Origin of the sequence: Paenibacillus durus ATCC 35681 (assembly GCF_000993825.1) — a bacterium.
In the GTDB taxonomy this organism is placed as follows: domain Bacteria; phylum Bacillota; class Bacilli; order Paenibacillales; family Paenibacillaceae; genus Paenibacillus_AQ; species Paenibacillus_AQ durus_B.
The window spans coordinates 1,636,498-1,661,896 of the sequence record NZ_CP011114.1 but is presented as its reverse complement, the minus strand read 5'-3'; the positions used below and the strand labels follow the sequence as shown (position 1 = coordinate 1,661,896).

At 51.2% G+C, this 25,399-nt stretch carries 29 protein-coding genes and 1 pseudogene; 2 read left to right on the top strand and 28 right to left on the bottom strand.

Annotated elements, in window-relative coordinates:
• Positions 1–34: 34 nt before the first annotated feature.
• The 9 genes from VK70_RS07460 to VK70_RS28510 all read right to left on the bottom strand — a co-directional run bounded on the left by VK70_RS07460 (position 35) and on the right by VK70_RS28510 (position 6,873).
• The gene (locus VK70_RS07460) at positions 35–973 is read right to left on the bottom strand and encodes a DMT family transporter (RefSeq protein WP_051504991.1); all 939 of its coding nucleotides are present in this window, start codon (positions 971–973) and stop codon (positions 35–37) included.
• A gap of 144 nt (positions 974–1,117) precedes the next feature.
• Positions 1,118–2,134 (bottom strand): tryptophan--tRNA ligase, encoded by a 1,017-nt coding sequence (gene trpS, locus VK70_RS07455; protein ID WP_025694570.1) that lies wholly within the window; start codon positions 2,132–2,134, stop codon positions 1,118–1,120.
• 471 nt (positions 2,135–2,605) lie between these two features.
• Entirely contained in the window at positions 2,606–3,118 is a 513-nt protein-coding gene (gene lepB / locus VK70_RS07450) for a signal peptidase I (protein ID WP_025694571.1), read from the bottom strand.
• A 16-nt stretch (positions 3,119–3,134) separates the two neighbouring features.
• The gene (locus VK70_RS07445) at positions 3,135–3,536 is read right to left on the bottom strand and encodes a DUF4265 domain-containing protein (protein WP_025694572.1); all 402 of its coding nucleotides are present in this window, start codon (positions 3,534–3,536) and stop codon (positions 3,135–3,137) included.
• 72 nt (positions 3,537–3,608) lie between these two features.
• Positions 3,609–4,466: an SDR family oxidoreductase gene (locus VK70_RS07440; RefSeq protein ID WP_025694573.1), complete on the bottom strand. Its 858-nt coding sequence runs from the start codon at positions 4,464–4,466 to the stop codon at positions 3,609–3,611.
• A 41-nt stretch (positions 4,467–4,507) separates the two neighbouring features.
• A complete protein-coding gene (locus tag VK70_RS07435) occupies positions 4,508–5,302 on the bottom strand; it encodes a lipid II flippase Amj family protein (protein ID WP_025694574.1) in 795 nt (264 codons plus the stop codon).
• 185 nt (positions 5,303–5,487) lie between these two features.
• Positions 5,488–6,069 (bottom strand): putative ABC transporter permease, encoded by a 582-nt coding sequence (locus tag VK70_RS07430; protein WP_046724140.1) that lies wholly within the window; start codon positions 6,067–6,069, stop codon positions 5,488–5,490.
• Between the two features lie 235 nt (positions 6,070–6,304).
• On the bottom strand, positions 6,305–6,490 hold the full coding sequence (locus VK70_RS07425; RefSeq protein ID WP_036639040.1) for a hypothetical protein: 186 nt from the start codon (positions 6,488–6,490) through the stop codon (positions 6,305–6,307).
• Between the two features lie 209 nt (positions 6,491–6,699).
• A complete protein-coding gene (locus VK70_RS28510; RefSeq protein WP_169733332.1) occupies positions 6,700–6,873 on the bottom strand; it encodes a hypothetical protein in 174 nt (57 codons plus the stop codon).
• 163 nt (positions 6,874–7,036) lie between these two features.
• Between VK70_RS28510 and VK70_RS07420 the strand changes: the two genes are divergently transcribed.
• Positions 7,037–7,774: a spermidine synthase gene (locus VK70_RS07420; protein ID WP_025694576.1), complete on the top strand. Its 738-nt coding sequence runs from the start codon at positions 7,037–7,039 to the stop codon at positions 7,772–7,774.
• 3 nt (positions 7,775–7,777) lie between these two features.
• On the opposite strand, the gene VK70_RS07415 is transcribed toward VK70_RS07420, so the two are convergent.
• From VK70_RS07415 to VK70_RS07350, 14 genes are all read right to left on the bottom strand, one after another.
• Positions 7,778–8,536 (bottom strand): LamB/YcsF family protein, encoded by a 759-nt coding sequence (locus tag VK70_RS07415; RefSeq protein WP_046723066.1) that lies wholly within the window; start codon positions 8,534–8,536, stop codon positions 7,778–7,780.
• Positions 8,529–9,584 carry a 5-oxoprolinase subunit C family protein gene (locus VK70_RS07410; RefSeq protein ID WP_046723064.1) on the bottom strand — a complete coding sequence of 352 codons (1,056 nt, stop codon included), beginning with the start codon at positions 9,582–9,584 and terminating at the stop codon, positions 8,529–8,531. The genes VK70_RS07415 and VK70_RS07410 overlap by 8 nt, the downstream gene beginning before the upstream one ends.
• Entirely contained in the window at positions 9,581–10,297 is a 717-nt protein-coding gene (pxpB, locus tag VK70_RS07405) for a 5-oxoprolinase subunit PxpB (RefSeq protein ID WP_144415331.1), read from the bottom strand. Before pxpB ends, VK70_RS07410 begins: the two co-directional genes overlap by 4 nt.
• Before the next feature lie 121 nt (positions 10,298–10,418).
• Positions 10,419–10,619, bottom strand: coding sequence for a hypothetical protein (locus VK70_RS07400; protein WP_025693805.1), 201 nt, complete (start codon positions 10,617–10,619; stop codon positions 10,419–10,421).
• Positions 10,616–12,025 carry a sensor histidine kinase gene (locus VK70_RS07395; RefSeq protein ID WP_025693806.1) on the bottom strand — a complete coding sequence of 470 codons (1,410 nt, stop codon included), beginning with the start codon at positions 12,023–12,025 and terminating at the stop codon, positions 10,616–10,618. Before VK70_RS07395 ends, VK70_RS07400 begins: the two co-directional genes overlap by 4 nt.
• A complete protein-coding gene (locus VK70_RS07390; protein ID WP_025693807.1) occupies positions 12,015–12,728 on the bottom strand; it encodes a response regulator transcription factor in 714 nt (237 codons plus the stop codon). The genes VK70_RS07395 and VK70_RS07390 overlap by 11 nt, the downstream gene beginning before the upstream one ends.
• A gap of 309 nt (positions 12,729–13,037) precedes the next feature.
• The gene (locus tag VK70_RS07385; protein WP_025693808.1) at positions 13,038–14,015 is read right to left on the bottom strand and encodes a 2-hydroxyacid dehydrogenase; all 978 of its coding nucleotides are present in this window, start codon (positions 14,013–14,015) and stop codon (positions 13,038–13,040) included.
• Between the two features lie 79 nt (positions 14,016–14,094).
• The gene (locus VK70_RS07380) at positions 14,095–14,856 is read right to left on the bottom strand and encodes an SDR family oxidoreductase (protein WP_025693809.1); all 762 of its coding nucleotides are present in this window, start codon (positions 14,854–14,856) and stop codon (positions 14,095–14,097) included.
• Positions 14,857–14,937: 81 nt separating this feature from the next.
• On the bottom strand, positions 14,938–16,224 hold the full coding sequence (locus tag VK70_RS07375) for an MFS transporter (protein WP_036638050.1): 1,287 nt from the start codon (positions 16,222–16,224) through the stop codon (positions 14,938–14,940).
• A 45-nt stretch (positions 16,225–16,269) separates the two neighbouring features.
• Positions 16,270–16,746: a NanQ anomerase/TabA/YiaL family protein gene (locus VK70_RS07370; protein ID WP_025693811.1), complete on the bottom strand. Its 477-nt coding sequence runs from the start codon at positions 16,744–16,746 to the stop codon at positions 16,270–16,272.
• Between the two features lie 25 nt (positions 16,747–16,771).
• Positions 16,772–17,248: a NanQ anomerase/TabA/YiaL family protein gene (locus VK70_RS07365; RefSeq protein ID WP_025693812.1), complete on the bottom strand. Its 477-nt coding sequence runs from the start codon at positions 17,246–17,248 to the stop codon at positions 16,772–16,774.
• Positions 17,249–17,341: 93 nt separating this feature from the next.
• Complete coding sequence (locus VK70_RS26380; protein ID WP_025693813.1) at positions 17,342–18,088, bottom strand: 5-deoxy-glucuronate isomerase; 747 nt, start codon at positions 18,086–18,088, stop codon at positions 17,342–17,344.
• Between the two features lie 169 nt (positions 18,089–18,257).
• Positions 18,258–18,920 (bottom strand): GntR family transcriptional regulator, encoded by a 663-nt coding sequence (locus tag VK70_RS07355; protein WP_025693814.1) that lies wholly within the window; start codon positions 18,918–18,920, stop codon positions 18,258–18,260.
• Positions 18,921–19,154: 234 nt separating this feature from the next.
• Positions 19,155–20,036, bottom strand: a complete 882-nt coding sequence (locus VK70_RS07350) for a DMT family transporter (protein WP_025693815.1) — start codon at positions 20,034–20,036, stop codon at positions 19,155–19,157.
• A 154-nt stretch (positions 20,037–20,190) separates the two neighbouring features.
• On the opposite strand from VK70_RS07350, the gene VK70_RS07345 reads away from it, so the two are divergent.
• Positions 20,191–20,673, top strand: a complete 483-nt coding sequence (locus VK70_RS07345; protein ID WP_036638052.1) for a hypothetical protein — start codon at positions 20,191–20,193, stop codon at positions 20,671–20,673.
• Between the two features lie 387 nt (positions 20,674–21,060).
• On the opposite strand, the gene VK70_RS07340 is transcribed toward VK70_RS07345, so the two are convergent.
• From VK70_RS07340 to VK70_RS07320, 5 genes and pseudogenes are all read right to left on the bottom strand, one after another.
• Positions 21,061–21,435 (bottom strand): YxiJ family protein, encoded by a 375-nt coding sequence (locus tag VK70_RS07340; RefSeq protein WP_025693817.1) that lies wholly within the window; start codon positions 21,433–21,435, stop codon positions 21,061–21,063.
• Positions 21,436–21,464: 29 nt separating this feature from the next.
• Entirely contained in the window at positions 21,465–21,929 is a 465-nt protein-coding gene (locus tag VK70_RS07335) for a polymorphic toxin-type HINT domain-containing protein (RefSeq protein WP_233277784.1), read from the bottom strand.
• 230 nt (positions 21,930–22,159) lie between these two features.
• Positions 22,160–22,708, bottom strand: a complete 549-nt coding sequence (locus VK70_RS07330) for a CPCC family cysteine-rich protein (RefSeq protein ID WP_025693819.1) — start codon at positions 22,706–22,708, stop codon at positions 22,160–22,162.
• A gap of 16 nt (positions 22,709–22,724) precedes the next feature.
• On the bottom strand, positions 22,725–23,762 hold the full coding sequence (locus VK70_RS28865; RefSeq protein ID WP_233277783.1) for a polymorphic toxin-type HINT domain-containing protein: 1,038 nt from the start codon (positions 23,760–23,762) through the stop codon (positions 22,725–22,727).
• A 167-nt stretch (positions 23,763–23,929) separates the two neighbouring features.
• Positions 23,930–25,141 (bottom strand): annotated as a pseudogene (locus VK70_RS07320) (IS110 family RNA-guided transposase); the annotation flags it as partial.
• Positions 25,142–25,399: the final 258 nt, after the last annotated feature.

The following is a 25,399-nucleotide window of genomic DNA, read 5'->3' as shown; positions in this document are numbered from 1 at the left end:
CTTTTTTACATGATCAGCTTCCATCCAAATCCAATTACCCGGCCCTCCTGCGCTCTGTCTTTGTCATCCGGCCTTTGGCGCTGCCAAGAATCTTGACCCGCAACGGCTGAAAATCGGCTTCCATAAGTATAAGAGAAAGCATAATCAGCATTCCGCCAATAAACAGATTAACCGTAAATGCCTCAAACCCAAAAGCAACGGAAAAGACGCTCCCAAAAACGCCTTCAAGCATCATAATTAATCCGGCAGATGTCGCGGAGGTATGCTTTTGGGCTGTAATTTGAATCGTCTGCGCGACAAAGGAACACAGGATACTTACATACAGCAATGGTACTATGGCAGCTGACCAATTGATTTCTGCAAGCGGTTCTCTCTCTACACTGAGGAAAAAGATCAATCCCCCGATTGCTTGTACCATTGCAAGCATAAAAGCCACTATACTCACATCGGCCTTTCTTGCCCCATACCCGAGATATACAATCGAGCCGGCATAAAACAGCGCGCAAATCAAAGAGTAGATGTCGCCAATATTTATCGTTAACGCTTTGTTCCATACCCCTGTCAGTATTACCATGCCCAGCATGCATAACGAGATGGAGATGAAGCTTTTGAGCCGGAGCGGTTTCCGGTATAGGGCCCAGGCTATGAAAGGGATCAACACGACATACGTGGCCGAAATAAACGCGTTATTTGATGGAGTGGTATACTTGACGCCAATCGTTTGCGTAAGGAATCCGCCAAAATTGAGCAATCCGGCAATCAAGCCTATTTTAAAATCCCTAAAGGTCATGTTAAATATTTTCTTATTGAAGAAAATAAGCACGAGCAGCGCAAAGAGAAAGCCTCGAAAAAAGTTGATGAATCCTGCGGAAACGTTGGCGTCCAACGCGATTTTGGTTACCACGAACCCCGAGCCCCAGAGCAAAGAAATGAACAATAGCAGTATATTTGCCGTGGGTTTTGTCATTTTCATTGATGTACTCTTCCTCTCTATAAAAAAATCCTGCCTCGTTAAGAGACAGGATGAATCCGCTCTTCTATTGTTCTCATCAATACGGAACGTCTACCAACATACTACACTGCCTTTATTAGGTCAACCAAAATTTAGGATACGGGTTCAGCCTATTTCTCGGGAAATTCCGGTTTTAAAATAGTCCAGCCCCATCGCCTCCCGCACCTCCAGCATCGTCTCGCGCGCAATGGCGCGGGCCCGGGACGTGCCGCTCATCAGCAGATCGTCCACTTCACGGGGACGGGCCGCATAATAGGCCCTGCGCTCCGCCATCGGCTCAAGCAGCTGCGCGATGGCTTCCACGGAGCGCCGTTTGCATTCCGCGCAGCCGATCGCCCCCTTGCGGCATTCCTCGCCGATCTCCTCCGCGCCTTCCGCCCGGAAGCAGCGGTGATACGCATAGACCGGGCAGATATCCGGATGCCCCGGATCACCCTTGCGCACGCGCGAGGGGTCGGTCACCGCCTTGCGCATCTTCAACTCCAACTCCTCTCGGGAGGAGTCGAGAAGAATCGCGTTGCCAAGACTCTTGCTCATCTTGGCGCTGCCGTCCGTACCCACAAGCCGGGGCGTATCACCGACAAGCGCCCGGGGCAGGGTCAGCACGGGTCGGTACAGTTCGTTAAAGCGACGGACGACTTTGCGGGTTAATTCGATAAGAGGCAGCTGATCTTCGCCCACCGGAATGATCGTCGCCTTACAGAATGTAATATCCGCCGCCTGACTGACGGGATAACCGAGAAATCCATAGTACATCTCGTCTCCGCCGCCACTTTGCGCTTCCGATTTTATGGTCGGGTTATGGCGCAGACTGTTCACGGTAACGAACATCGAATAGAACTGGGTCAGCTCGGCGATTTCCGGAATCATCGACTGAACGAAAATGGTCGCCCGCTCGGGGTCGATCCCCGCCGCCAAATAGTCCAGGGCAATCTCCCGCAGATGCGTGCGGATCAGCCCGGGCTGATGAAAATGCGTGGTAAGCGCCTGAACATCAGCCAGCATAATGAAGGTGTCGTACCGGTGCTGAAGCTCCACCCGGTTCTTAAGGGTTCCCGCGTAATGGCCCAGATGCAGCTTTCCGGTCACGCGGTCCCCGGTTAATACTCTCTCTTGATTCATTTTTCATTCTCCTTTTTCGGTATGTTGTCAACCTTAACCATTGCCACCAGCCGCCATCCAAGGCCATCACCCCCTTTCAAATTTCCCCACAGAGTGAAGAATCGTCTCTACAACCTATAACAACAAAAAAAGCCTCATCCTTATAAGGACGAGACTGCTCGTTGTGCCACCTTAAATGGACCGGTTCCCGGGCATGGTTGCACGGAATAAAGCGGTCCTCGCTAGACGGTGCGGAATCGGCGGTTCACGCCTCTTCGATACCGTTCCCTCTGATAACGGCGGGAACCCCGGCATATCCCTACGACCGGCGCACCGGGCTCGGGACAGCAACTCGGAAGGCCATTCAATCGTATGCGGAACACCGGCTCGCAGCCACCGCCGGCTCTCTGCAAATTCCTATCATACGTCTACTTACCCTTCGTCTTCGTTGATCCATTCTGCAATTTATTGTAATTGAATACCTTCCCCAGGTCAATGCCGCAGCTTATGAAGGGGAATCTCCAGCACGACTTTGCCGATCAGCTTATCCTTCGCGACGAAGGGCGTGTCCCATAAATGCGCGTCGAAGCTAATATTCCGGTTGTCCCCCAGGAAAAAATAATGATCTTTCGGAACCGTAACCGGTCCATAGGAGTAATCCATCTTAACGGTAAGGTAGGTTTCGTCCACCTTGGCCCCATTTCGGTACAGTACGCCATCCTTAATCTGTACAATATCTCCCGGCAGTCCGATCAGCCGCTTGACGAACAGCTTCGTCTCGCCGGCGATGGGAGGATGGAACACGACGATGTCTCCATGCTTCAGCGAGGTGGCCCATAGCATTTTTTCCACAATTACCCTGTCTCCTACCTGAATGGTCGGGTCCATCGATTCCGTCGGAACGCTCATCGCTTCGGCGACATAGCTGCGAACCAGCAATGAAAGGACAATGGCAATTAGAAGGGTCGGCACCCAGTCTTTAACCAGTTTGGTGAGTTTGTTCACTTTTAATAACCTCCATTCAAATTCCGTATGTACGGGCAATCTTTTCAAGTTCAGCCTTCAAAGGTTTCTCCGCTTCTTTTGGAACGTGAATGATAAGTACTCCGCCAAATACGGTCTCCCATTTCCCGCCGCATTTCAGCACCCGCTCCTTGAATGCAGCAAGCTCCGGCGAATGCGCGGCTTCCCGGCTGAGCAGCCTTACCATTTTCACGTAGTCCGATTTCCCCACCGTTTCCACGTAGTAATAGACGCCGCGTTCTTCTTTCACTTTGATGATGTCTCCCAAGGACAAGTCCGGTCTGAATACAGGCGTCTCTTCGATCCGATATTCATTCTCGCCGATGCGGGTTACATCGAGAATTTCAATTTCGCGTCCCGCTTCATCGAAACAAAGCTGGAACTCCATAAAATCAGGCATCGGTTGCCTCCAATCACTGTTATGTACCTAGCTCTACAATAGACTACTATACGGCAAAATTCAAACATGCCATTATTTCAGCGCCCGGGCGACGATCCGCTCGAACCAGCTCCACGGCAGCAAATTCCTGCCTCCAATCAGCACCCGGGAGCCTCTGCCAAGCACGTAGCGCAGACGGGGTGAGCGCATCCGTACTATGCGGCCGATCAGGTCGGCCACTTCCTGCGGATCGGGGGCCGTCTCCGCAGCCTTGCGCGAATACTTCAGCACGGCATCCAGACGAGCCCGGTAAGGCGAGTCCTCGGCGGAAGCAATCTGCGACAGTCCCTTGTTCCATATGGCGGTACGGTATGCCCCCGGCTCCAACAGAACGACCTTCACTCCAAACGACGACATTTCATGCCGCAGGCTTTCGCTGAAGCCCTCGACGGCAAACTTGGAAGCCGCATAAGGCGCAAAGCCGGGAAGAGCAGCCAGACCGCTGACGCTGCCGATATTGATAATGAGCCCCTTCCGCTGCTCCCGCATCTGCAGAAGAACTGCCTTCGTTACCGCGACCAGGCCGAAAAAATTCGTCTCCAGCTGCCGGCGCCACTCCTCCATCGGCACCTCTTCCACAAAGCCGCCCGCCGCATAGCCGGCGTTATTGACCAGCACGTCGATCTTGCCGTAAGCGGTCAGCACAGCCTGCACTGTCTCTTCAATCGCGGCGGCGTCGGTTACATCCATCCGCATCACATGCATGCGTTCCATGATGCCGGAGCGCTCCGCCCGCCGCTCCAGCTCTTCCTTCCTCGACGGCTCGCGCATCGCCGCAATGACCCTGAAGCCTTGCTCCGCCAGCTTAACCGCCGTCAGCATTCCGAAGCCGCTGGAAGCCCCCGTGACGAGGGCAACGGCTTCCGTGCCCCGGTTCTCCGATTGACTCAATGCATCCTCTCCTTTTATGCAAAAATACCCTTCCTTGCCTCTTACACTATCAGCCCAACGATCATGCTGATCAGATAGGCTGCGGGAACGAGAACGAGCTGACCGAGCAGCGTGCCCAGAAACCGGGAGCCCATGAGCAGTACATATACCTTGCCCAGCCGTCTGCGGTGTTCCTCGCTGGCCGTCGCCTTGTCGGTAATCAGCCCAAGCTGCGGGTCGATGAAGATCGTCAGCAGGATCGTCGCCATCCCATTAATGATCCCCGAGGCCTGGGAGGCGGTCGTGCTGTACTTCGGAATGAGATGGGCCGCGTACAGTGACGACATGACCCCCACCGTATAGAAGGCCGTAACGAAAATATTCAGCACGATCAACCGTTTCGGAACATCCAGATACCGGAAATTGTACAGCCGGATTTTCGGCCGTCTGACATATTTACGGGTATTTTTCAATTGTCCGATGGTGACGCTGGCCAGCAGCTTCGGTATGGAACCTTGGATCTCCAGCTTGGAAATGATGCGCGCGAACAGCCCGATAAAGGTGGGAAATAGTCCGATCGCGATCAGCGTACCGAGCGAGCCGCCCAGCAGGATAATCCTTAAATAATTCAGCAGACTAAAACTCGGATCGTGCTTCGCCACATCCACAAACTTGGCTGTCAGCGGAGCCTGAATCAGATTGGCCGTCCTGGATACCAGTACAATAATGCCGGTCAGGGATAGCGAGATCGCGATTTTATTCAATTTTACTCCGGCATACCGGACCGAATACGACAGCGTCTCGGCGGTATGTATAATCATCGTAAGCAGAAAAACGACAAGCAGACTTCCGGCCATCTGTGTTCCTCCCAAGGCCCCGACTATCCGCAGATATTCGCGGAGTTTTCCATGATTGGGTATATCATCCATCCAACATTCTAACATACGGAAGTCGTCAAGTCTTTGGCAAAAAAAATAACAGACGGTCCACTGGTAATGGAACCGCCTGTTAAACTTTTGCAGCGAAAGCTAATTGATCAACGTCAGTACGATCCGCCAGTCTCATCCCCAAGCATCGGCAATGCCGTTTCCCTGCGGCGAATGCGGAAGGTCAGGGCAAGATCGGCGGCAAAGCCAAGGACAGCCACGGGGAGCAGCACACTCCAGATATCCGCCGTCAGCGTGTACAGACGAATCATCAGCGGGTGAACGGCAATGAGGCATACAACCGATAATCCCCACCAGTATAGAGAGAACAGCAGACAGATATGCCCGCCGAGCTGATACTCTTGGCCCGAGTAATCCCACCACCGGCGGCGGAACAGGAGCTTCAGCAGTGCCCCGGTGACATATTCCACAGCCGACGGTACGGCAAATGTCGCGGCTAGAAACAACGGAAGCGGCATGGCTGTACCGCCTAAAGCCAGCAGCAGCAGTGGAGCGAAGCCGTACATCGGTTTATACGGCCCTTTCATAAGCCCCTCTTTGCGGAACGTCCCGACGCTGTACCAATTATACATACCCTCTATAAACCAGCCCAATATCGAATAGACGATAAAATAAAAAAAATATTCTCCCGGCACACTGTGGGCCGCCTCCCGGCCCCAAGACAACAATCCCGACATGCTATAGCTCCCGCCTTCCTGTCCGATGGAATATCCATTTTTCCTGAAATCGGGCATAGTATGCCATCCGGGAGAGCGGAATATGCGCATAAGAAGAAACGCCTGACGGCGTCTTTTTAAACGTAGGTACGTTGCGACAACAGATATTCTCAAATTCGAAAGGGCTGGAATCACAACAAAATAGGCACAACTCTGAAGGTTATGCCCGAATATACGGCCTGCATGCACCGCATCGTTATTTGGGGTACTGCTCTTTAAGCGATGGAGACTGGAGCGGGCTGTCATTCAGCTTTCGGAGGGTTTCCAGCTTCATATCGCTGTGGACTCCGAAATAAGGACCATACTTCTTCTCAAGCACGACTCCGGCAAGAACATCCTGCCGCTTTTGCCGGTAACGGGCGTTTCGATTCCGATCACGCATTTGCATTTTCCTCCCTAAGGCAAAATGGGTTACAGATCAAGAAAGTGCGCCACCAAACAACAGGTTGGAAATTCCGGTATGTACTAACAGTATACAAGATGAGCGGGCACAAAAAAACAGGCTGTTCCAAAGGAAAGCCCATTTTTCTTAAAATTTAAGAAAGTTTTAGCTTCTCGCTATGCCTTGATTTATATTCTAACGACGGAGCCTTATTTTTTCGGCACAGGGTCGGGATGGGCGGTTGGAGCAGGTTTGGCTTCCCACTCGTCCGCTTCGGGTTCGATATCTACCCCGTTCTCCATCTTCTTGATCTCGGCGAGCGAGTCTCCCTTTCTATTTTCCCGATTGCGGATGTCCGCTTCGTTTTGGATTTGATCGGCCATGCTTATCTCCTCCTTCTTAAAGTTTTACTTATTTGCCTCATAGTTATAGTTGCCCGGTAATGCCTTTTACAAACATGCTAAATGTTCTCTGGAGCCGACACTTTGATTCACGGCCGTTATCCCTTATCATGAAAAGAAAAAGGACGGCAAGGGGACGGGAAGATTGAAGCTGCTTTATAAGACGCGCGGAGACGGGCATGATATTGAGGTATACGATACGGATGAATGGTACGGCGAGAAAGGGCGTTTCCGGCTGCTGCAATTTTCGGAGGAGGCGGTTCAAGGAGCGGTGGACTTGAATCATCCGGAGCGGATCGTGTTCGAGTATCCGAGAGCGATCCTTCATTTGATGGAGTGGAACAATCCGGCATTTGAGGACGTATTCATCATCGGGCATGGGGTCGGGACGATTTCCGGCCATTTATCCGGCAAAAAAATGATAACCGCAGAGGTCAGCCCCCAGATTGCGGAAATCAGCAGAACGTATTTCGGATACAGCGGGGATCCGGTGAGGATCGGCGACGGACGCCGCACGCTTGAACAAGAGAGGGACGGGGCTTTCGATTATATCATTCTGGACGCATTCAGCGACAAAGGCACGCCCCGGCATTTGATCTCGCAGGAGTTCTTCCGCCTGGTCAGAACGAAGCTTAATACCGGCGGAATGATGCTGATGAACCTGACGGGAAAAGGCGGAAATGACCGGCTGATCCAGGCGGTTCACACGACACTCATTTCGGTATTCCCCCATACGGAAGCGTTCATTCTCCCCGAAAAAGGCGCCTCCGGCCTGAAAAATATCATTCTCGCCGGCAGCGGTCGGCCGATCGGCTTCAAAGCCCGCCATCTGGCGGGCTTTACCGGGACGACACTCCCTCCGGGGCATATCCTGACGGACTAAAAGCTATCGCTTCGCCTTCACCGCAATCCCTTCCGCTTTCAACCGGCGGCGCAGCTCGGCGGCAAAACCGGCGGCGCCCGCCCCGTCGCCGTGAATGCAGACCGTTTCCGCTTCAAGCGGAACTACCGTGCCGTCCACAGCGGCAACCGCGCCTTCCTTTACCATGCGGATTACTTGGCGGACCGACTGTTCCATGTCGGTAATGACCGCGTCCGGCTGGCGTCTCGGGGTCAGCGACCCGTCACGCTGATAGGTCCGATCCGCGAATACTTCGCTGGCCGTGGACAGCCCCGCCTCGCGGCCGGCGGCAAGCAGCTGGCTTCCGGCCAGGCCGTACAGCACCAGGGACGGGTCGAATCGGGATACAGCGGCGGCGATGGCGGCGGCAAGCGGACGGGATGCTGCGGCCATATTGTACAAAGCGCCGTGCGGTTTGACATGCCGAAGCTTCCCTCCCTCCTGCCGGACGAAGGCCTCCAGTGCTCCGATCTGGTACGTGACGAGATCGAACGCTTCATCGGGAGAAATGTCCATGTTCCTTCTCCCGAAGCCCGCAAGATCGGGCAGGCCCGGATGGGCTCCGATACTTACCCCTAATGCAAGTGCGGACCGGACCGACTTGCGCATGACGGAGGGATCGCCCGCATGAAGCCCGCAGGCAATATTCGCCGAGGTGACCACCTGTAACAGTTCGTCATCCGCGCCGATGGTGTAAGCGCCAAAGCTCTCCCCCATATCACAGTTCAAATCCACCTCAAGCATGATAACCCTCCTTCTGCTTCAGCCTGATCATCATTTCAAGCCGCTTCAGCTTGCGTTCTCCGCGCAGGTACAAGGATTCGGCCTCCTCCGGCGAAACCTCCCGAAACGCGACATGTTCTCCCGGCGCAGCCTGGGCCATTACGGGGAGATCCACGCTTATGACCTGCGCAATCTTCGGATAGCCGCCCAGCGTCTGGCGGTCGGCCATCAATACAATTGGCTGACCGTCCGCCGGAATCTGAACCGTTCCAAGCGCTACGGCCTCGGAAAGATACTCGCGCGGCGATTCCAGCATAAGTGGCGGTCCGGCCAAACGATAGCCCATCCGGTCCGATTGGGGAGTTACCTTGTAGGAGGACTCCACAAAAGCTTGAAGGCTGCGGAGAGTGAAATCGTCCCATTGGCGGCCCCGGACGAACCGGATTTCCGGGTTTGGACTGTAGGCCGGAATAACCGACCAGGGTACGGCCCAGGAGACAGCATAGAAGGAGCCGTCTTCCCCCGCCGCCCCTGAAATCGTCGACGCCTTGCTCTGCCTGCTCTCCCGCTCCCCCGGAAATGGATGGGGGTTCCGCAGCGGAGCAGGGCCTACGGGCAGCTCATCTCCCGCTCTAAGCGCTCTCCCCTCAAATCCGCCGATTCCCGCGCGCAGGTAGGTGCTGCGGCTGCCCATCACCACAGGGACATCCAGTCCGCCGGACACCGCCAGATACGCCCGGCAGCCGGAAACCGGCCGCTTAAAGACGAGCCTGCTCCCTTTACGCACAAACACGGGACGCCACATCGGCACGTCCCTTCCATCGATAACGGGAGTCATTTGGCCTCCCGTTATCGCAATCCAGTGATCCTGCCCGAACTCGGCGGCAAAGCCCGAGAGCGTAATCTCAAGCACCGCCGCGCTATCGTCGTTCCCGGCAATCCAGTTCGCTATGCGATGGGCGGAGCAGTCCATCGCTCCGGAGACGATAACGCCGTATTTTCCATAGCCCGTTCTTCCAAGATCTTGCACGGTGGTAAGCAGGCCTGGCTTATGGATTCTTATACTCATAATGGCTGCATCCCCCGCAATCTCCGGTATTCTTCCGGTCCGATGGGGCAGAACCGGATATAATCCCCGCCCTGAAGCAGCGTCGGCGGCGAGTCGCCTGGCCGGAACAATTCGAGCGGCGTCCTGCCGATAATCTGCCAGCCTCCAGGTGTCTCTATGGGATAGATCCCGGTCTGCGAGCCGGCAATACCGACCGAGCCTGCGGGAATGCGAAGTCTGGGTGTTGTTTTTCGCGGCGCGGCAATCGTGTCCGGCATGCCTCCCAGGTACGGAAATCCCGGCGCAAAGCCAATAGCGTACACCAGATATTGTCCTCCGGAATGAATCGAAACGACATCCTCCTTGGATAGACCGTTCAATTCCGCCACATACCCAAGGTCCGGGCCAAATTCCCCTCCATAACAGACCGGAATGTCAATGATCCTTGAGCTTTCAGCCCGCAGGCCGTCTTCCGTCAACATCAGCTTGTCGCGCAGGATAGAACATACATGGCCATATGCCGTCCGATTCCGTTCCGGAATACGCAGCGCCGCCAAATCATAAAATACGCATACCGCAGTAAAGGAAGGAACACATTCAATAAACCCGGGGAAGGGATCTTGCTCAATCCGATGTACAGCCGCTCTAATCTCTTTGTGAATCTTCGAACTAATGCTCTGGCCAAATTCGGCCAATACCGCCGAGTCTCCCAGAGGGTAAAAAGACCAGGCCATCGCCAGCTCCACCCCTTTTTCATAGACAGCTATTGTCCGTACCGTAGTCAAACGAATCACGCCGGCTTGTTCCTTAAGGATAAGGGATGAGTACAGCCGGGTAAACCTATTCAAGCCGAAATTAACGCTTCTTCTTGAACGCCATCCATCCGAGGAACAGCAGAAGAACCACGGCCATCGTCCCGACACAGGCGAACACCCCCATCATCCGCTCCCCAAAATGCATAAGGGGCATGCTGCGGAAGGAGAACGCCGAGACGCTCATACACAGCATACCCATACCGATCAGGAGAATCGCGATCAGCCATTCGATTTTTTTCATGCGCGATCCTCCCCCGGCTTCAGCCGCAGATCAAAATAAAGTTCAAAACAGGTTCCCTCTCCCGGCCTGCTGGCAACGGTTATCGTTCCTCCGAGCAGCCCCACCAGCTTATGCACGATGGATAGCCCAAGGCCGGTGCCGCCATGCATGCGGGAACGCGATTTCTCTACCCGGTAGAACCGCTCGAATATAAAAGGAAGCTCGTCCTCGGGGATTCCGATCCCCGTATCCTGTACGGCAAGCTTCACCACCCCCGGCTGGAACGACAAACGGAGGCGGACCGATCCCCGCTCCGTGTACCGGATTGCATTTTCCAGCAGATTCAGCACAATTTGCTCCATGCGGGCTCCGTCCGTATACATCGTTTGCGGCGTTCCTTCGACAGTGCAGTAGAGTTCCAGATTTTTGTCCTCGGCTTTTAGTCTCACCTTTTCGACCGCCTGCCCCGCAAGTTCCGCCAAATCGACCCATTCCGGCGCAAGGCTAATCTTGCCTTCCTCCATCTTGGCCAGCTCGAACAAATCGTCCACCAGATGCTGAATCCGCCGCGCTTCCATGTAGATGATGTCAAGATACCGGTCCTTTTCCTCTTCCGTCTCGTACAGGCGCTCTTTGACAACGTTCGCATACCCCTCAAGGTAGGTAATCGGCGTCCGAAGCTCATGCGAGATATTGGCAAAAAACTCCTGCCGCGAGTCACGGTAACGCTGAAGATCGACGGCTAAATCGTTAATCGCTCCGGCAAGCGCGCCGATTTCGTCCCTGCTCCCGATATCCACTCTCGTCTCCAGCTCTCCGGCGGCAATCTTCCGGGTAGCCTGCTGCATCTGCAGGAGCGGCCTGGACAGTAACTGGGCGATAATCCAAGTGCTGCCCAAAGCAAGCAGGAATGCTCCGATTCCGGAAAGTACCAGCAGACTCCGCACCCCTGCCAGCGACCGGTCCATCCTTTCTGTGGAGGCCATTAGATACAGAGCAGAGGCGACTTTTCCTCCCTTTACTATCGGTTGCCCCGAGACGAAATACCGCCCGCCTGCCGGGTCCTCATAGAGAAAATTCACTTTTTTTCCGGAAAAAATCCTATTCACATCCGAGATGCGGATAAAAGACTGATATGCCGGGTCTTGTACACCCGAATGCATAATAACGCTTCCGTCCTGACGTACATTATATATGCTGACAGCCGAAAATTCGGCGAACGTCCCTATCATTTCGCTGGTGCCGCCCTCCGAGGATTCGGCCATAACGGTGAAATGGGAGGCCAATTCCTCGGTTTCCGTCTTCATATTGGCCGAATAAAAGCTGGTGAACATCCGGTCGACCGCCACGCCCAGAAACAGCAGCACCACGAGAAACAGACCGGAAATAACAATGCCCAGCTTCAGGCCGATTACGTTATTTTTCATGGGATTGCACCGGCGCCTGAAATTTATAGCCCACGCCCCAAACGGTCTGAACCGGGTTGTAGCCGAGGCCGGCTTTTTGCAGCTTTTCGCGGATATTTTTGATATGGGTGTCCACTACCCGTGTTTCACCCTCGAAGTCCATACCCCACAGCCGCTCCACGAGCTCATCCCGGCTGAAGGCGCGCTGGAGATTCCCGGACAGAACGGCCAGCAGATCGAATTCCTTCGGCGTCAGCTCGACCCTGGTATCCTGAACGGACACCTCACGCGCATCCGGACGGATAATCAGCCCCGGAAACTCCAGTACACGCTCCTTGGGGACCGCTTGCTGCGCCAAAGACGCTCTGCGGATCAGCGAATGCATCCGGGCGGTCAGTTCCTCCGGCTCGAACGGCTTGGTCAAATAATCATCCGCCCCGATCTCCAGTCCCCGGACCTTGTCCTTCGTCTCGGAGCGGGCGGTCAGCATCAGAATGGGCACGCTGTCCTTCGCCCTGACGGCCTCGCATACCTGCCAGCCATCCATATCAGGCATCATCACGTCCAGCAGGACAATATCAAAATTCCCGCTGCCGATAAGCTTCAGCGCCTCCCGCCCCGTCGATGCTTCGCTGACCTGGAAGCCTTCCTTCGCCAAATAAATGCGCAGCAGATTTCGCATATTCCATTCATCGTCAACAACCAGCACACGCAGCTGCGCCATTATCTTCACCTTCTTTTTTTACGATATGTCTTGATAGAATGCGCTTATTATAAGCACCGGATATGTGGAAAATATGTGGGCTCCGCTGACGGCCAGCCGTCTTCTCATTATCGGTTATCCTGAATATGCAATCAAGAAGGCATTACCATAAGAAAAGCCATCCCTGGTTCGGGATGACTTTCGGGATGGCTATTAGTTTGCCGCAGGCAGCCGCTAATCCGCCTCTCGCTATGGAAGATTTCTGCTTCTGTCCGTTGCCGAATGTGGCAGTTTACAGGAAAGATTCCGCCAACCCCAGGCGCAGCCTGCTTAGGCCTTTACGCCAACTTCCGGGTTTACACAGGTAATCGGCGTGCCTCCGCCAAGCACCGCGAAGATATTCCGGGCGCACAGCTCGCCCATGGCTACCCTGGCTTCGGTGGTGGAGCTGCCCACATGGGGAGCCAGCACCACATTCGGCAGCTCGGTCAGTCCCGGCGCAAGCTCCGGCTCGGATTCGAACACGTCGAGGCCCGCTCCGGCAATGACATTCTCACGAAGAGCGGTTACCATAGCCTGCTCGTCGATAATGGGCCCACGTGAATCGTTGATCAGGATCGCGCTTGGCTTCATCAGACCCAGCTCTTCCGCTCCGATCAGATGGCGGGTGGAAGGCAGCAGCGGCACATGAACGGATACAAAATCCGATTCTCTCAGCAGCGTGTTTTTATCAACGAAGACTCCGCCCGTCTCCGCCTCAAAATCGGGATTCGGCCGCTGATCATTATACAGTATCCGCATATTGAAGCCTTGGGCGCGCTTCGCCACGGCCTTGCCGATCCGGCCTCCGCCGAGTATCCCGATGGTCTTGCCGCTGACCTGGGCGCCAATCAAATTCATCGGCCCCCAGCTCTTCTTGCCGGCCCGCACATACGTGTCGCATTCCACAACCCGCCGGGCGGCGGACAGCAGCAGGGCAAAGGCAAAGTCCGCGGTGGCATCCGTCAGAACGTCCGGTGTATTGCTGACGTATATGCCGTGTTTTGTTGCGGCCTCGACATCAATATTGTTGTAGCCGACGCCGTAGTTGGCGAAGATTTTGCAATCCGAAGCAAGCGCCCGGCACACATCCTCATTAACTCCTACCGAAACAGTCAGCACAGCGTCGAAACCCCGGGCATTTTCAATCAGCTCTTCCGGGCTGAGGCTCCGCTCCTCGGGATTCATTACCACTTCACATTGTTCGCGCAGCAGAGCCAAAATATGATCCTCTAGCGGATATGTAACATACACACGGGCTTTGGACATGAATGATCCACTCCTTTTGGTATTTTTGAATTTGAGATTTTAGCAAAATGCTGAGTTATTTCGCAGGCGGGGCCGCAAGCTATCTTGCCATCCAGCCTCCATCCACACAAATAATCTGTCCATGAATATAACGCGCGGCCTCGGAAGCGAGAAAGACTGCCGTCCCGCCCATATCCTCCGGCGAACCCCAGCGTTTGGACGGAATCCGGTCCATAATCTGCCCGCTGCGGACCGAATCGTTAATCAGGGCTGTATTCATCTCCGTTGCCATATACCCGGGCGCAATGGCATTGACATTCACTCCACGGGAGGACCATTCATTGGCCAATGCCTTGGTCAACTGGGCAACCCCTCCCTTCGCCGCCGCATAGGCGGGTACGGTTAAGCCGCCGGAGAAGGACAGCAAGGAGGCGATATTAATGATTTTGCCGTAGCCCCTTGCGAGCATCCGTTTCCCGAACGCCTGGCACAGCATGAACACCGAGCGAAGCTGAACCTGCATGACCAGATCCCATTCTTCGATGGGAAAGCTTTCTGCCGGATGGCGCCGCTGAATCCCCGCGTTGTTGACCAGAATGTCCACCGGACCGAACTGCCCCTCAATCGCGGCGGCGAGTTCTTCGCCTGTCTGCAGCTCCGCCAAATCGCAGGCGACCGCATAACAGCGGCGGCCCAGCGCTTCCGCCAAAGCCGCAGTTTCCGGGCACTCCCCGCTTCGCTGAACGGATACGATATCCGCTCCGGCCTTGGCCAGCGCGATCGCCATGCCCTGCCCAAGCCCTCTGTTGCCTCCCGTAACGACCGCCAGCTTGCCTTCCAATGAAAAATCGGATAAATCCATAGTAAAGTTCCTCCATCTCCTGTATTATGCGGCGGCATGAACTAAGCTGCGATTCTTAGCCGCCGCTCTCTTTATGATGCATCAGGCCGCTTTCTTGCTCGTTCTCGTTTGAACCGACCCCGGCAGCGTGGCGGTGATAAGCGCAGATACGATCAGCAGACCTACAAGGCTGTAGACACCCACATTATAATTGAAGATTTGAATCAGAAATCCGACAATATAGGGTCCAAAGAATCCGCCCAAATTCCCGAGCGCGTTGATGGCTCCCCGTGCTCCGCCTGCAACTTCCTTGCTGAATAAGCGCGGTGGAATCGCCCAGAACACTACCCCTGCGGCTTTAACGAAGAAGCCCGCGCCGATGAGGAAGACATAGGAGAACCAGATATTCCCGTGTATCGTTACAGACAGCAGCAGGCATAGCGCGAATCCAAGCAGCGGAATAATGACGAATTCCCTTCTTCGTCCAGTCCGGTCGGACAGGCCCGAGAACAGCAGCATGCCTGCAATACAAGCGATCCACGGCAAGCTGGACAGCAGGCCCACCATGCCCATTCCGCTGTTGGTCAATTTCTTTAGCATGGTCGGCAGCCACATGGAGAACCCGTAATCGCCCGACTGATAGCAGAAGTTTAGGGCAATAAGCTTCCACATGGACTTGTTCGGCAGCAGATCCTTAATCGATGCCTGCTTCACCTGATTTTCCTGCTCAATCGCCAGCTGCTCCTCTTCCAGCCTGCCGACAATGTAAGCTTGCTCTTCCTTGCTGATCCATTTGGCCTGCTGCGGGCGATCGCTGACCATGAGCAGCCAGGGGATAAGCACAACCAGCGAAACAATTCCTTCAATAATGAACATTTCACGCCAGCCGGCAACGGAAATGATGAACCCCGAAATGGGACCGGTGATGATGGCAGCAATGGGCGCAAACATCAGCACGATGGCGTTCGCCCGGCCTCTTTCCTCATTGGGGAACCAGTTGCTGCACATCGTCAGGACAACCGGCAGCATGCCGCCTTCCGCAACACCGAGACAGAACCGAAGCACCAGCAGCTCAGTCGTGCTTGTTGCCAAGCCGCTTAATATGGAGACAACGGCCCAAAAGGGAATCACCCAGGCAATGAACTTCTTGCCGCTGCTCTTGGCGGCGATTTGTCCGCCAGGGATTTGCAGAAACAAATACCCGAAGAAGAATATTCCCGCCGCGAATCCGGCCATGCCGGCAGTCATGCCGAGTTCTTTGTCCATCCCGCCGGATATGGCAAAGCTCACGTTGACACGGTCCATGAACGAAATAATGCAGACAATCAACAGCGGAGGCAAAATCCGTTTCCAACGGCTGTTTGGTATTTTTCGAGTTTCGCTGATCATTATCACTGACACCCCTTGTTATAAGAAGTTTTCAAGCGAATAGACCTACATTATGGCTTCGTTGATCTTAATGACCACCCTGCGGATCGATGTCTTGCCGCCATGCTCCCAGATCGGCCGGTGAACATCCTCGGGGAAAAAAATCGCATAATCCCCCGGCTCCAGCACAAGCTCCGTCTCCCTGTCGATCCCAGCATAAAAAATCGCATCCTTGGTCTCTAGCAGCGTCTCCGTCACCGTGTTCTTGCCCAAATCGACCGCAAAGCCGATTCGTTCCTTGCCTTCCACCGAGTAGTGTACTTCAACATATTTGCGGTGGACTTCCGGTCTGGCCTCCTCTTTCTGCCGAGTTGTGACATCGAAGACCTGGACGAAGAAATCGTCTCCGTCAATCGGATAGATGCCCGTCTCCATATGCTGAAACTCATGCTGATGCTCCTGCAAATACCGGACCGCCCTGATCACAGGCTCCGTATATTTTTTCTCAATCGGTTCCCTGCTCTCAATGTTAGAAAAGATCATGGCCGCTCACGCCTCTCTTCATTATTCACAAGATAGCTGTATCAACCTTTACAATCACCTTGCGCAATGCCGCGCCGCCTCCATTCTCACAGCCCGGACGATGAACATCCTCGGGAAAAAAGACGGCGAACTGCCCAGGCTGCATCAGAAGCTCCATTTCATTCTCCGCCTGCTTATAAAAAATAATGTCCTTCTCCTCCGCCAAATCCTCATCCACAATATTATTTCCCGTGTCCGCCGCAAACCCGATCCGTTCATTGCCTTCCACAGAAAATTGCACGTCGATGTATTTCCGGTGCACCTCCGGCCGGGTATCCTCCTTCTTCTTGGTCTCTAAGGATACGACTTGAGCGTAAATTTGCTGTCCTTCAATAGGATAAATTCCAGCATCCATGAACAAAAATTGCTCACGGTTGTCCTTCAAATACTGCAGAGCTCTTGCAATAGCCGGCGGATACTGGCGCTTCGTTAGTTCTAATGTTTCAATACTACCGAAATACATGGCTGACCCTCCCGTTTCCTTCGCCAGCTTAACGAGCTGCTAATTAGCCGGTTAGGGAAAAGATTGATGTTCGCACTTTCAACCAAACCATCGTCACCTGTAGTTAGGGTGATCCTCGGACGGAGCACGGCGATCTTCCTCGCTGCCCTTGGCTCCCAGAAAAAAGATGTATTTCATCCGGGTACCCGGAGACGCTACCGTAGGATGATAGCCATTCGGAATAATGACCGCATCGCCCGAACGGACGATTTCCGCCTGCTCGGTTCCGTCCATCAGCATTCCCACATGAATGCCAAAGCCGTCTGCGGGAATGTCAAAATAGAAGTAGATTTCCTCCAGTGTGCCGGAATGATGATGAGGCGGCCAACTGGTCCAGGCTCCATCCTGCCCTGTGGTGATGCCTGTTACGATGCGGCTCGCCCGGTCGGAGCGGGTCAGCAGGTTCACGATATCGCGGGTATAGTTATACCTCCCGTGGACTTCCTTCTCCCGGTATGCACTGCCATAATCGGCATAAATCAGCTCCCCGTCGCTCCACGCTTCCGCCTTTGCCATAACGAGCCTGGATTGTTCAGAGACGCCCTCAATCCTCACAGTTTGACCTCTCGGAACATACAGGCCGTCCCCAGGCAGCAGCATGTATTCACTGCTTGCAGCCGCGATCCGCAGCTTGCCTTCGATGCAGACCAGGCTTGCCTCGCTGCCCTCCAGCTCAATGGTTTGTGCCCCGCCTGAAGCCAGATTCAGCACGAACAGCTCCAGAACTTCCAGTTGGCTGTTCCCGGGTCCGACGATCCGGTGCAATCCCGGCGCGCTTGGGGCAGTAAATTTCAGCTCCATCTTCTCCTCCTCGAACAAGCTTGTGACTGCTCAGCAATTGCTTACATCCGAATTTTAAAATGAAAGCGCATAATTGTCAACAAGTATTTCTGTCGACAATGATAGACAAAAGAACATCCCCCAAGCACTATCGGCTCAGGGGAACGGTTTGGGCCAGAATTTTTTTGCGTCAGAATTCTTTCTTATCAATCCAGCTGTTGTAGTGAAAGTGATTGCGAAGCGCGGCCAGAATTTCCTCATTGCCGCCTTCCTTCAGCGCGGCGACAATCTGCCGGTGCTTATCGACCACCTGGCGCTTGTATTCAAATTCTCCCTTGTCGAACTGGCGGCGCGTTCCCACAATCAGAATCGCCCGGCACAGCCTGTCTATGTTCGCCCAGAAAAGCTTGATGAACTTGTGGTCAATCACCTCGAACGCCTTGGTGTGGAACGCGATATCCTGCGCCGCGAACTCGTCGGCATCCTTGTGGCCCAGCGCCAGCTCCATCCTGTCGACGGAAGTCTCCAGGAAGCGGATAATAGAATCCCGCGCTTCGGGCGGAATGTGGCTGAGCGCAAACGATTCCAGCATGTAGCGGACGTTGTAGAACTCGCTGACTTCTTTTTCGGTAAGGACCTTTACAACAGCCCCCTGCTTCGTAATATCTAGCAGACCCTCGTATTCCAGATTGCGGAACGCTTCCCGCACCGGAGCGCGACTTAATCCATATTCGCTTGCAATCGCGGTTTCCGTCAGCTTCAGCCCATTCTCCAACCCGCCGCCAACGATCTTCATCCGCAAAATATCGGTCAGTTGTTCTCCCAACCCTATGTTAAGCTTCGGATCAATCATCAGATTAACTCCTTAAAATACATGTCGACATACAGGTTTAGTGTATCACAACGCATAAGAAAAGCGCTATATAAACTGAGCTTTTGTTCTAAATGAGGATTGTCGCGGGCTACGAGAAATGCTTGGAGTTCCGGTCGCTGTTGTTTTCAGATTTCCTGGATTAGGACCGCTTTTTCCACTTCCAAGCTTCCTCTTCGCCGCTCCGCCTCTCATTCCTTCCGAAATTCAATTTAGCTAGCTTCTTATCCCTTTGTCTTTTTTCCCGGTTATGTATACCCCCGCAAATACAAGCAGTCCGCCGAGCACCTGCGCAAACGTGACCGGATTGCCGAGCAGCATGCTGAGAATGGCTGTGAACACCGTGATCAGATTTAGATAAATCCCCGCCCGGCTGGCCCCGATCTCACGGATCGACGCGTTCCAGAAAATGAACGACCCCACCGAAGGAAAAATGCCGATATACAAAATGCCCATGGTCGCCTTGGGACTAAGCGGAAGATGGATGCCCGAAGCCAGGAAGAAAGGAAGAGTGAGGATCAGCCCCATCAAGGCGGAAACCGCCGTAGCCGATATTGGAGGCAAACCCTTCATTTTCCGTCCAAGGATCGAATAGAACGTCCATACGAGAATCGCGGCCAGCATCAGCAGATCGCCGAGATTGTACTCGGTCTGAAAAATTAACTGCAGCTGCCCCTTGGTCAGCACCAGCAGCACGCCGAGCAGCGACACCAGCAGGCCCAAGCCTTTGGCGAGCGAGATTTTTTCCCGAAGAAAAAAGGAAGAGAACAGCACGATCAGCGCCGGATTCATCGCATTGACGAGCGCGGCATTCATGGAGGTTGTGAACCTCAGCGCCTCGTACAGCAGGAAGTTATAGCCAACCACGCCCAGTATGGACATCAGCAGCAAGATTTTCCACTCTTTCAGGACGCTTTTCCAGTCGGGGCGTTCCACGAAATGCGCAATCGGAAACAGCAGAAACACCGCGATCAGCCACCGCGAGAACGTCATCTGCACCGGCGTCATCTCCGCCACCACATATTTGCCGAACACATAATTCCCCGCCCAGAACAGATTAGCCATAATTAAAAAAAGATAAGTACGGTACTTGCCCATAATCCTCGCTCGCCTCTTTCTATCTTTGAAAATGAAAAAAAGCCTCCATATATTATAATATACGGGGGCAAGAGGGGCAGCGAGATTGGTTCTATATCATACTTGAAACATTACCAGAATATGTACCGTCTGATAAAGTAAGGGGGGAATGACAATGAAATTTAAGAAACTGTGTTGGGGGTTAATTCTGCTCTGCGCCATGTTAATAACCGCATGCACGAACACCAATCATGCAAAAGATATGGGAGAATTGTATAGTCTGGCACTAGATGCATACATGCCCATTGATCAAGGCCTGAACAGCGGTATGAAATTTATTGCGATTGACATGAGTAATTTTAAGGATATTGATGAAACAGACAAGGAACAAATTCTAAAGTATTTTGATAAATACAATGTCGAGGTAATGGAAGCGAGTTATGAGCAGCTAAAAGACAAGGGATTATATGACCCCCAGACAATGGTGCTCAATGGTGTGCTGCTGCGTGTCGAAAAGACTGAAATTTCAGAGAATCAAATGGTGATCGAAGGCTCTAAGTTTAGATCTGGTGACGGAGCAATCGGAATGAAAGTCATTGTTGAATACAGCAACGGAAAATGGCAAGTTACCAAAGCAGACACTACTTGGATAAGTTAATGATATGTGAAAAGAACCATAAAGAATCCACACGCTGAACCGCATGTGGTTTTGCCTTTCAAATTGAACCCAACAAGAGTTGCGATGCAATTTTGCGTATTTCATCTTATTTCAGAAATCCGCGAGAAAACGAAGATAAGGTTTTTAGAGTAAAACATGATAGTATCCGATGATATTGATGCTTTTATAAAGTTAGAGGAATGTGGTAAAAGGGTATATTTTTCAACACAATGCATGTGCGCACAGACATATTAAAAACTGATATCATACGGGGGGGTAATGAGGGTTAAGTTCTAACAGAGCATGCCACCCGATTCATTCGGAACTGGGTGGGGAAGAGAAAGACCCTGAGAATATCCTCAAGGTCTGAAAAGAATTTGATTTACATTAACTGTGCAAAAAATTAAGAACTAACTTCCTTAATTTCTCATGATTGTTGTACTCATTCTGAAAGTCAGGGTATTTCTCCAGACTTGATTCAAAAAAATTGTACTGAGGAAACCGTTCAAAAAACCCCCTATTCAACAATTCAATTTGCCTATTTGGGATTTTTTCAACGTTACCCTTCAAGAGATAACTCGTCGTTCCAACAATCACAGTACAATAGTCATTAAAGTCAGCATTTAAACTTTCATCTTCAAGCATTGCAAAATCCTTTTCAAAATCAATCTTTATTTTGCTTGTTCCCTCATATGGACAGGGGTTTACCATTATGAATTTTTGCATATTTGATATTTTTGATAAAATTTCTTCTTTATTCAAATCCGAAGACCTCCAACTAGATAAATATATTAGGACTTACCAAAAGAAACTATCGTCCCATCCGGTGCGATATCAACATATTTCCCGTTCTTTTTATAACGAATTGTACCCTTAACTGCTCCATCTACATAACTTTTTGTAGAACCCTTTTTGACAGTTCTTGCGAAGTCTTCAGCCTTCCTAAGATACTGTGCTAAATCCTCCGCCCCTACTTCTATGCCATGTTTCTTAAAATGATATTCAGCGGAACTTTCGATATCATCAAAACTTCCCTTATTCCATACTGAAAAATTACAATTTGTATTATGCACCCAAATCCCAAGGTCGCTGACAAAGTACGTATGGAACTCATCAACCGTCATATTGTAAACCGTTACCTGTTTATGCAACAGTTCGATGCTGTCTATCTTGAGTGTATTCCCGTCACTTTGAACAAGCAAGTCTCCAACCTTGAGGTCTTTGACATACGTCCATCCCTTACCATCAGTTGACATATATAGGTAAGGCAACGTGATGGGCTTTTGCGAAGTTGGAGGATTATGGTAAAAGATTATATTTTTCAAACATTGCATGTGCGTACAGGCATATTGGAGGAATATCATACGGGGGTGATGAGGGTTAAGTTCTTATGGACGTAGCCGCCCATTCATTCGGCACTGGGTGGCTTAAAAAGAAAGCCTTGAAGGTTTCATCCCTCAAGGCTAAACATGTATTACATCCTCATTTATTTACTAAACAACTCAAGTCTATCTGACGTAAGGAATCGTAACGAAGACTCATTCACAGCACCGAACTCAATAAAGTTCTCACGAGCCTGAGCAAGAGTCATTTGGTTAGGTGAACTATAATAATTTGGATCTATGTTTCCGTCATCTTCCCAAAAGCATACTGGGCAAATATAGTATTCACCTTTTGTGGGAAGTGTCTTAAATTCACAACACGGACAACTATAAAGTTCTTCCTGTAAACCCTCAACCTCCTGATTAAAGTGCAGGATTACTGATACTCTCTTCGATAAATACTCATTTCTGACCCCAAGATACTTTTTTCTTAAAGCTACAAATAACAATGCATTGTAAACTTCATCCATTGCATCTCTCTGAGGTTCATCAAATTGGAGCATCTCTAATTGTAATATTTCAGGCAACTTATCAAATTCGGGATCGTCTTGGTCTATTCCCCACCAATCAATCAGGATTTCTTCCCGTTCTTCCTTAGACAAATCTTCAATCGCTGATTTTAAGATAATAGATATTGCTTCTTCTCGATTCATTTTTTCACCTCACTTATTAACCGCCACCGAGTGATTTTGCAAGATCTATTGCGGCTTGGAATGGATTGTCAGATCTACCGTCATCTTTATAAAACGTTCTGATTTGTCGATCTTTAATATGGCCTACAAGTACACGTCCAGTTGAAGGATCGTATTTTACTAGAAAATTACCCACTACCTGTTCTTTGAAAGTAGAATTTGTTTCAGCGGCAAATCCTTTAGCAAGTTTTAAATACTCATTTTGAGTAATGGCACCAAACTCCTTCTGTTTAAGTACGTGCTTTTCATAATGCGTTTTTAACTGTCCGTTACTAAACCCTTTCCAGTTTATCTCCGCACATGAGATATTATGAACCCATATTCCCAAACTGCTTACATAGTACGTATGGAAATCAGCAACTGTAAAATTGTATACCTTAACCAACTCATCATGTATTACTTTGTTGATTTTGTCGATTTTCAAGGTATTCCCGTTACTTTGTTGTAGCTTATCCCCCACCTGTAAATCAGCCGCGAGAACCCAACCATTTCCTTCAACCCAAAACGGATGGTTTTCGGTTGTTTCGATAATTTGATCTCCTACCGTAAGTTCATAGGTGATCTCCTTATCATTTCGATAAAGATGCGTTACTTCCTTGTAAGCCTGCTCACCAGTCTCTTCATTCTTCGAGAGAACCTTATCTCCGACCTCAATGTCTTCGATATTCTTCTCCCCTTCGTCTGTTTGAACCTTAGTTCCTGCTACAAAGCAGTTACATGCATTTTTGGTCAACCTTACAACAGAGGTTACTTCCTTACTTGCCTGCTTAATTCCTTGTTTCTCAATCGTTCCGACTCCCAATGTAGCTGTATTAAAAATGACCTCTGCTTGAGCTAACCAATATTCTTTTGAGTTCATTGGAACTTTAGCTGATGTAAAAAATGGATCAGTAAAACCCAATGTCCAATAACTCATTGCTGTTTCCCATGATGCGTGAACTGACTTCATCTGAACTACGAACGCATGCCACTGGTCACTTATCCATGAATTACCGCTTGGGTCAAAACGAATCAACGGATTATTCCCGACATACGTATACAAATTTAAAGTTAACGGATTATCAATCTGCCCTTCAACCGTATCCTAGTTTATAAAACGGAGCTTTGAACAAAGAAGGTTGCAACTGAGAAAACACTCCCAATTACCACCCATTCTATCATCCTGCTTTGCCGTACAGGTGTACTTGGCATCACATAGGCTGATTTCGTCTTCATCATGGCGTAGATGATGTTTACCAGCTTCCTCATTAAGCAGACAACCGCTTGTTGTTTTGTTTTTCCTTCTGCCAGCTTTTGCTCATAGTACGAATAAAAAAAGGCATTCTTCGGCTCTCTCTTGGTACGGGTTACCCCAAGCTGACGAATCGCAAGGTTCTTGATGATATCATGTAATTCTCGATTGCCCTGCTTACTCTTATAGTTTCGTGATTTGTTTCCTGAGCCTACCGTCACGGGAGCAATGCCAGCAAATCGGGCAAGCTTATCGGGAGATGAAAATCGGTGAATATCTCCGATCTCTGCCACAAGCTGCGCTGCTGTCACCACATCTATACCTGTCATGGATTCAAGCTGGAAGCCAAGCTTTTTCATTAATTGCTCAATCTCGTCCTCCACTCTAGCCATTTCCTTCTGAAAAAAGCGGGCTGATATCACCTGACTCACCACTACTGAATCACGTGATTGCTGGAAGTCTCTATACGTATCTCCATCTGCATCAATGAGAGTAAGGATTTCATTTGCCTTCTTGTGAGATAATCCATTGTTGCTGTACTTTCGCAAGAATGCAGCAAGGGCTTCCTCTGACATGTCCTTCAAGGTATGTGGAGAAGGGTAGGCTTCCCAGAAGGCGAGTGCCGTTTTTCCCTCCACTTCGGAGAAGAACTTTTTGTAACTTGGATAGGAATAGCTAATCTGCTGATGCAGTTTTTTTACCGTTTCAGTTAAACTTTTAGCTAACCATCTTCGCTGCGTCACAAGCTGGCTAATCGCCCAATACAGGTCAATAGGCTTGGCATCTGGAAGAAGCTCCAGTTCGTCTTTAAGTACCTTTGCAACGCATTCCGCATCCCAGCTATCCGACTTGTGAACCGTTACATGGCTCTGTCTTCTGGCGTTGGCATGCTTTGCATTCACTTCCTTCACCCAGCAATGATTGTCCTTGAGATAGACGGCGAGTCCTCTGCCGTAACCTCCGACATCCTCCAGCCCATAGACTACGGACAAGCTCTTTTTGGTGTACTTCTTTAATTCCTTGAGCAGCAAAGGAAATGCAGACGGCTTGTTATCGAATTTTATTTCTCCTAGTTTCTTACTCCAGCAGTCAATAATGACGGCTGTATGATGCTGTTTATGCAGATCAACCCCTACATAGATCAGATTCTGCTGTTCTATCATGCTTCTGTCGCTCCCTCTATTATTTGAATTGTTACTAATGGATTCGATTCAAGAATCATTGCTGCCCTCATCGCTTGCTCTGTATGTATCCAGCCCATTAGTAACCACTCAAATAAGTGGCTAAAACATCATTGGTAAACAAGTTTGCATCCTCAGTTCGAGCGGTCAATGCCGCAAAGATACGTAAGCAATATCTTATTTACCTCAACGCTTAGAAAGCTGTTTGTTTTAATAGTCCAGCAACGTGTGACTTCTCCA

Coding starts and splice junctions, on each gene's coding strand:
- VK70_RS07370 (WP_025693811.1), bottom strand. CDS start 16,746: ATGATCTTTTCTAACATTGAGAGCAGGGAACCGATTGAGAAAAAATAT.
- VK70_RS07365 (WP_025693812.1), bottom strand. CDS start 17,248: ATGTATTTCGGTAGTATTGAAACATTAGAACTAACGAAGCGCCAGTAT.
- VK70_RS07410 (WP_046723064.1), bottom strand. CDS start 9,584: ATGAGTATAAGAATCCATAAGCCAGGCCTGCTTACCACCGTGCAAGAT.
- VK70_RS26380 (WP_025693813.1), bottom strand. CDS start 18,088: ATGGAGCTGAAATTTACTGCCCCAAGCGCGCCGGGATTGCACCGGATC.
- VK70_RS07385 (WP_025693808.1), bottom strand. CDS start 14,015: ATGTCCAAAGCCCGTGTGTATGTTACATATCCGCTAGAGGATCATATT.
- VK70_RS07355 (WP_025693814.1), bottom strand. CDS start 18,920: ATGATTGATCCGAAGCTTAACATAGGGTTGGGAGAACAACTGACCGAT.
- VK70_RS07350 (WP_025693815.1), bottom strand. CDS start 20,036: ATGGGCAAGTACCGTACTTATCTTTTTTTAATTATGGCTAATCTGTTC.
- VK70_RS07445 (WP_025694572.1), bottom strand. CDS start 3,536: ATGCCTGATTTTATGGAGTTCCAGCTTTGTTTCGATGAAGCGGGACGC.
- VK70_RS07415 (WP_046723066.1), bottom strand. CDS start 8,536: ATGCTTGAGGTGGATTTGAACTGTGATATGGGGGAGAGCTTTGGCGCT.
- trpS (WP_025694570.1), bottom strand. CDS start 2,134: ATGAATCAAGAGAGAGTATTAACCGGGGACCGCGTGACCGGAAAGCTG.
- VK70_RS07425 (WP_036639040.1), bottom strand. CDS start 6,490: ATGCGTGATCGGAATCGAAACGCCCGTTACCGGCAAAAGCGGCAGGAT.
- VK70_RS07435 (WP_025694574.1), bottom strand. CDS start 5,302: ATGGCCGGAAGTCTGCTTGTCGTTTTTCTGCTTACGATGATTATACAT.
- VK70_RS28510 (WP_169733332.1), bottom strand. CDS start 6,873: ATGGCCGATCAAATCCAAAACGAAGCGGACATCCGCAATCGGGAAAAT.
- VK70_RS07330 (WP_025693819.1), bottom strand. CDS start 22,708: ATGAATCGAGAAGAAGCAATATCTATTATCTTAAAATCAGCGATTGAA.
- VK70_RS07395 (WP_025693806.1), bottom strand. CDS start 12,025: ATGAAAAATAACGTAATCGGCCTGAAGCTGGGCATTGTTATTTCCGGT.
- VK70_RS07390 (WP_025693807.1), bottom strand. CDS start 12,728: ATGGCGCAGCTGCGTGTGCTGGTTGTTGACGATGAATGGAATATGCGA.
- pxpB (WP_144415331.1), bottom strand. CDS start 10,297: ATGGCCTGGTCTTTTTACCCTCTGGGAGACTCGGCGGTATTGGCCGAA.
- VK70_RS07400 (WP_025693805.1), bottom strand. CDS start 10,619: ATGAAAAAAATCGAATGGCTGATCGCGATTCTCCTGATCGGTATGGGT.
- VK70_RS07380 (WP_025693809.1), bottom strand. CDS start 14,856: ATGGATTTATCCGATTTTTCATTGGAAGGCAAGCTGGCGGTCGTTACG.
- VK70_RS07430 (WP_046724140.1), bottom strand. CDS start 6,069: ATGTCGGGATTGTTGTCTTGGGGCCGGGAGGCGGCCCACAGTGTGCCG.
- VK70_RS07375 (WP_036638050.1), bottom strand. CDS start 16,224: ATGATCAGCGAAACTCGAAAAATACCAAACAGCCGTTGGAAACGGATT.
- VK70_RS07335 (WP_233277784.1), bottom strand. CDS start 21,929: ATGTCAACTGATGGTAAGGGATGGACGTATGTCAAAGACCTCAAGGTT.
- VK70_RS07345 (WP_036638052.1), top strand. CDS start 20,191: ATGAAATTTAAGAAACTGTGTTGGGGGTTAATTCTGCTCTGCGCCATG.
- VK70_RS07460 (WP_051504991.1), bottom strand. CDS start 973: ATGAAAATGACAAAACCCACGGCAAATATACTGCTATTGTTCATTTCT.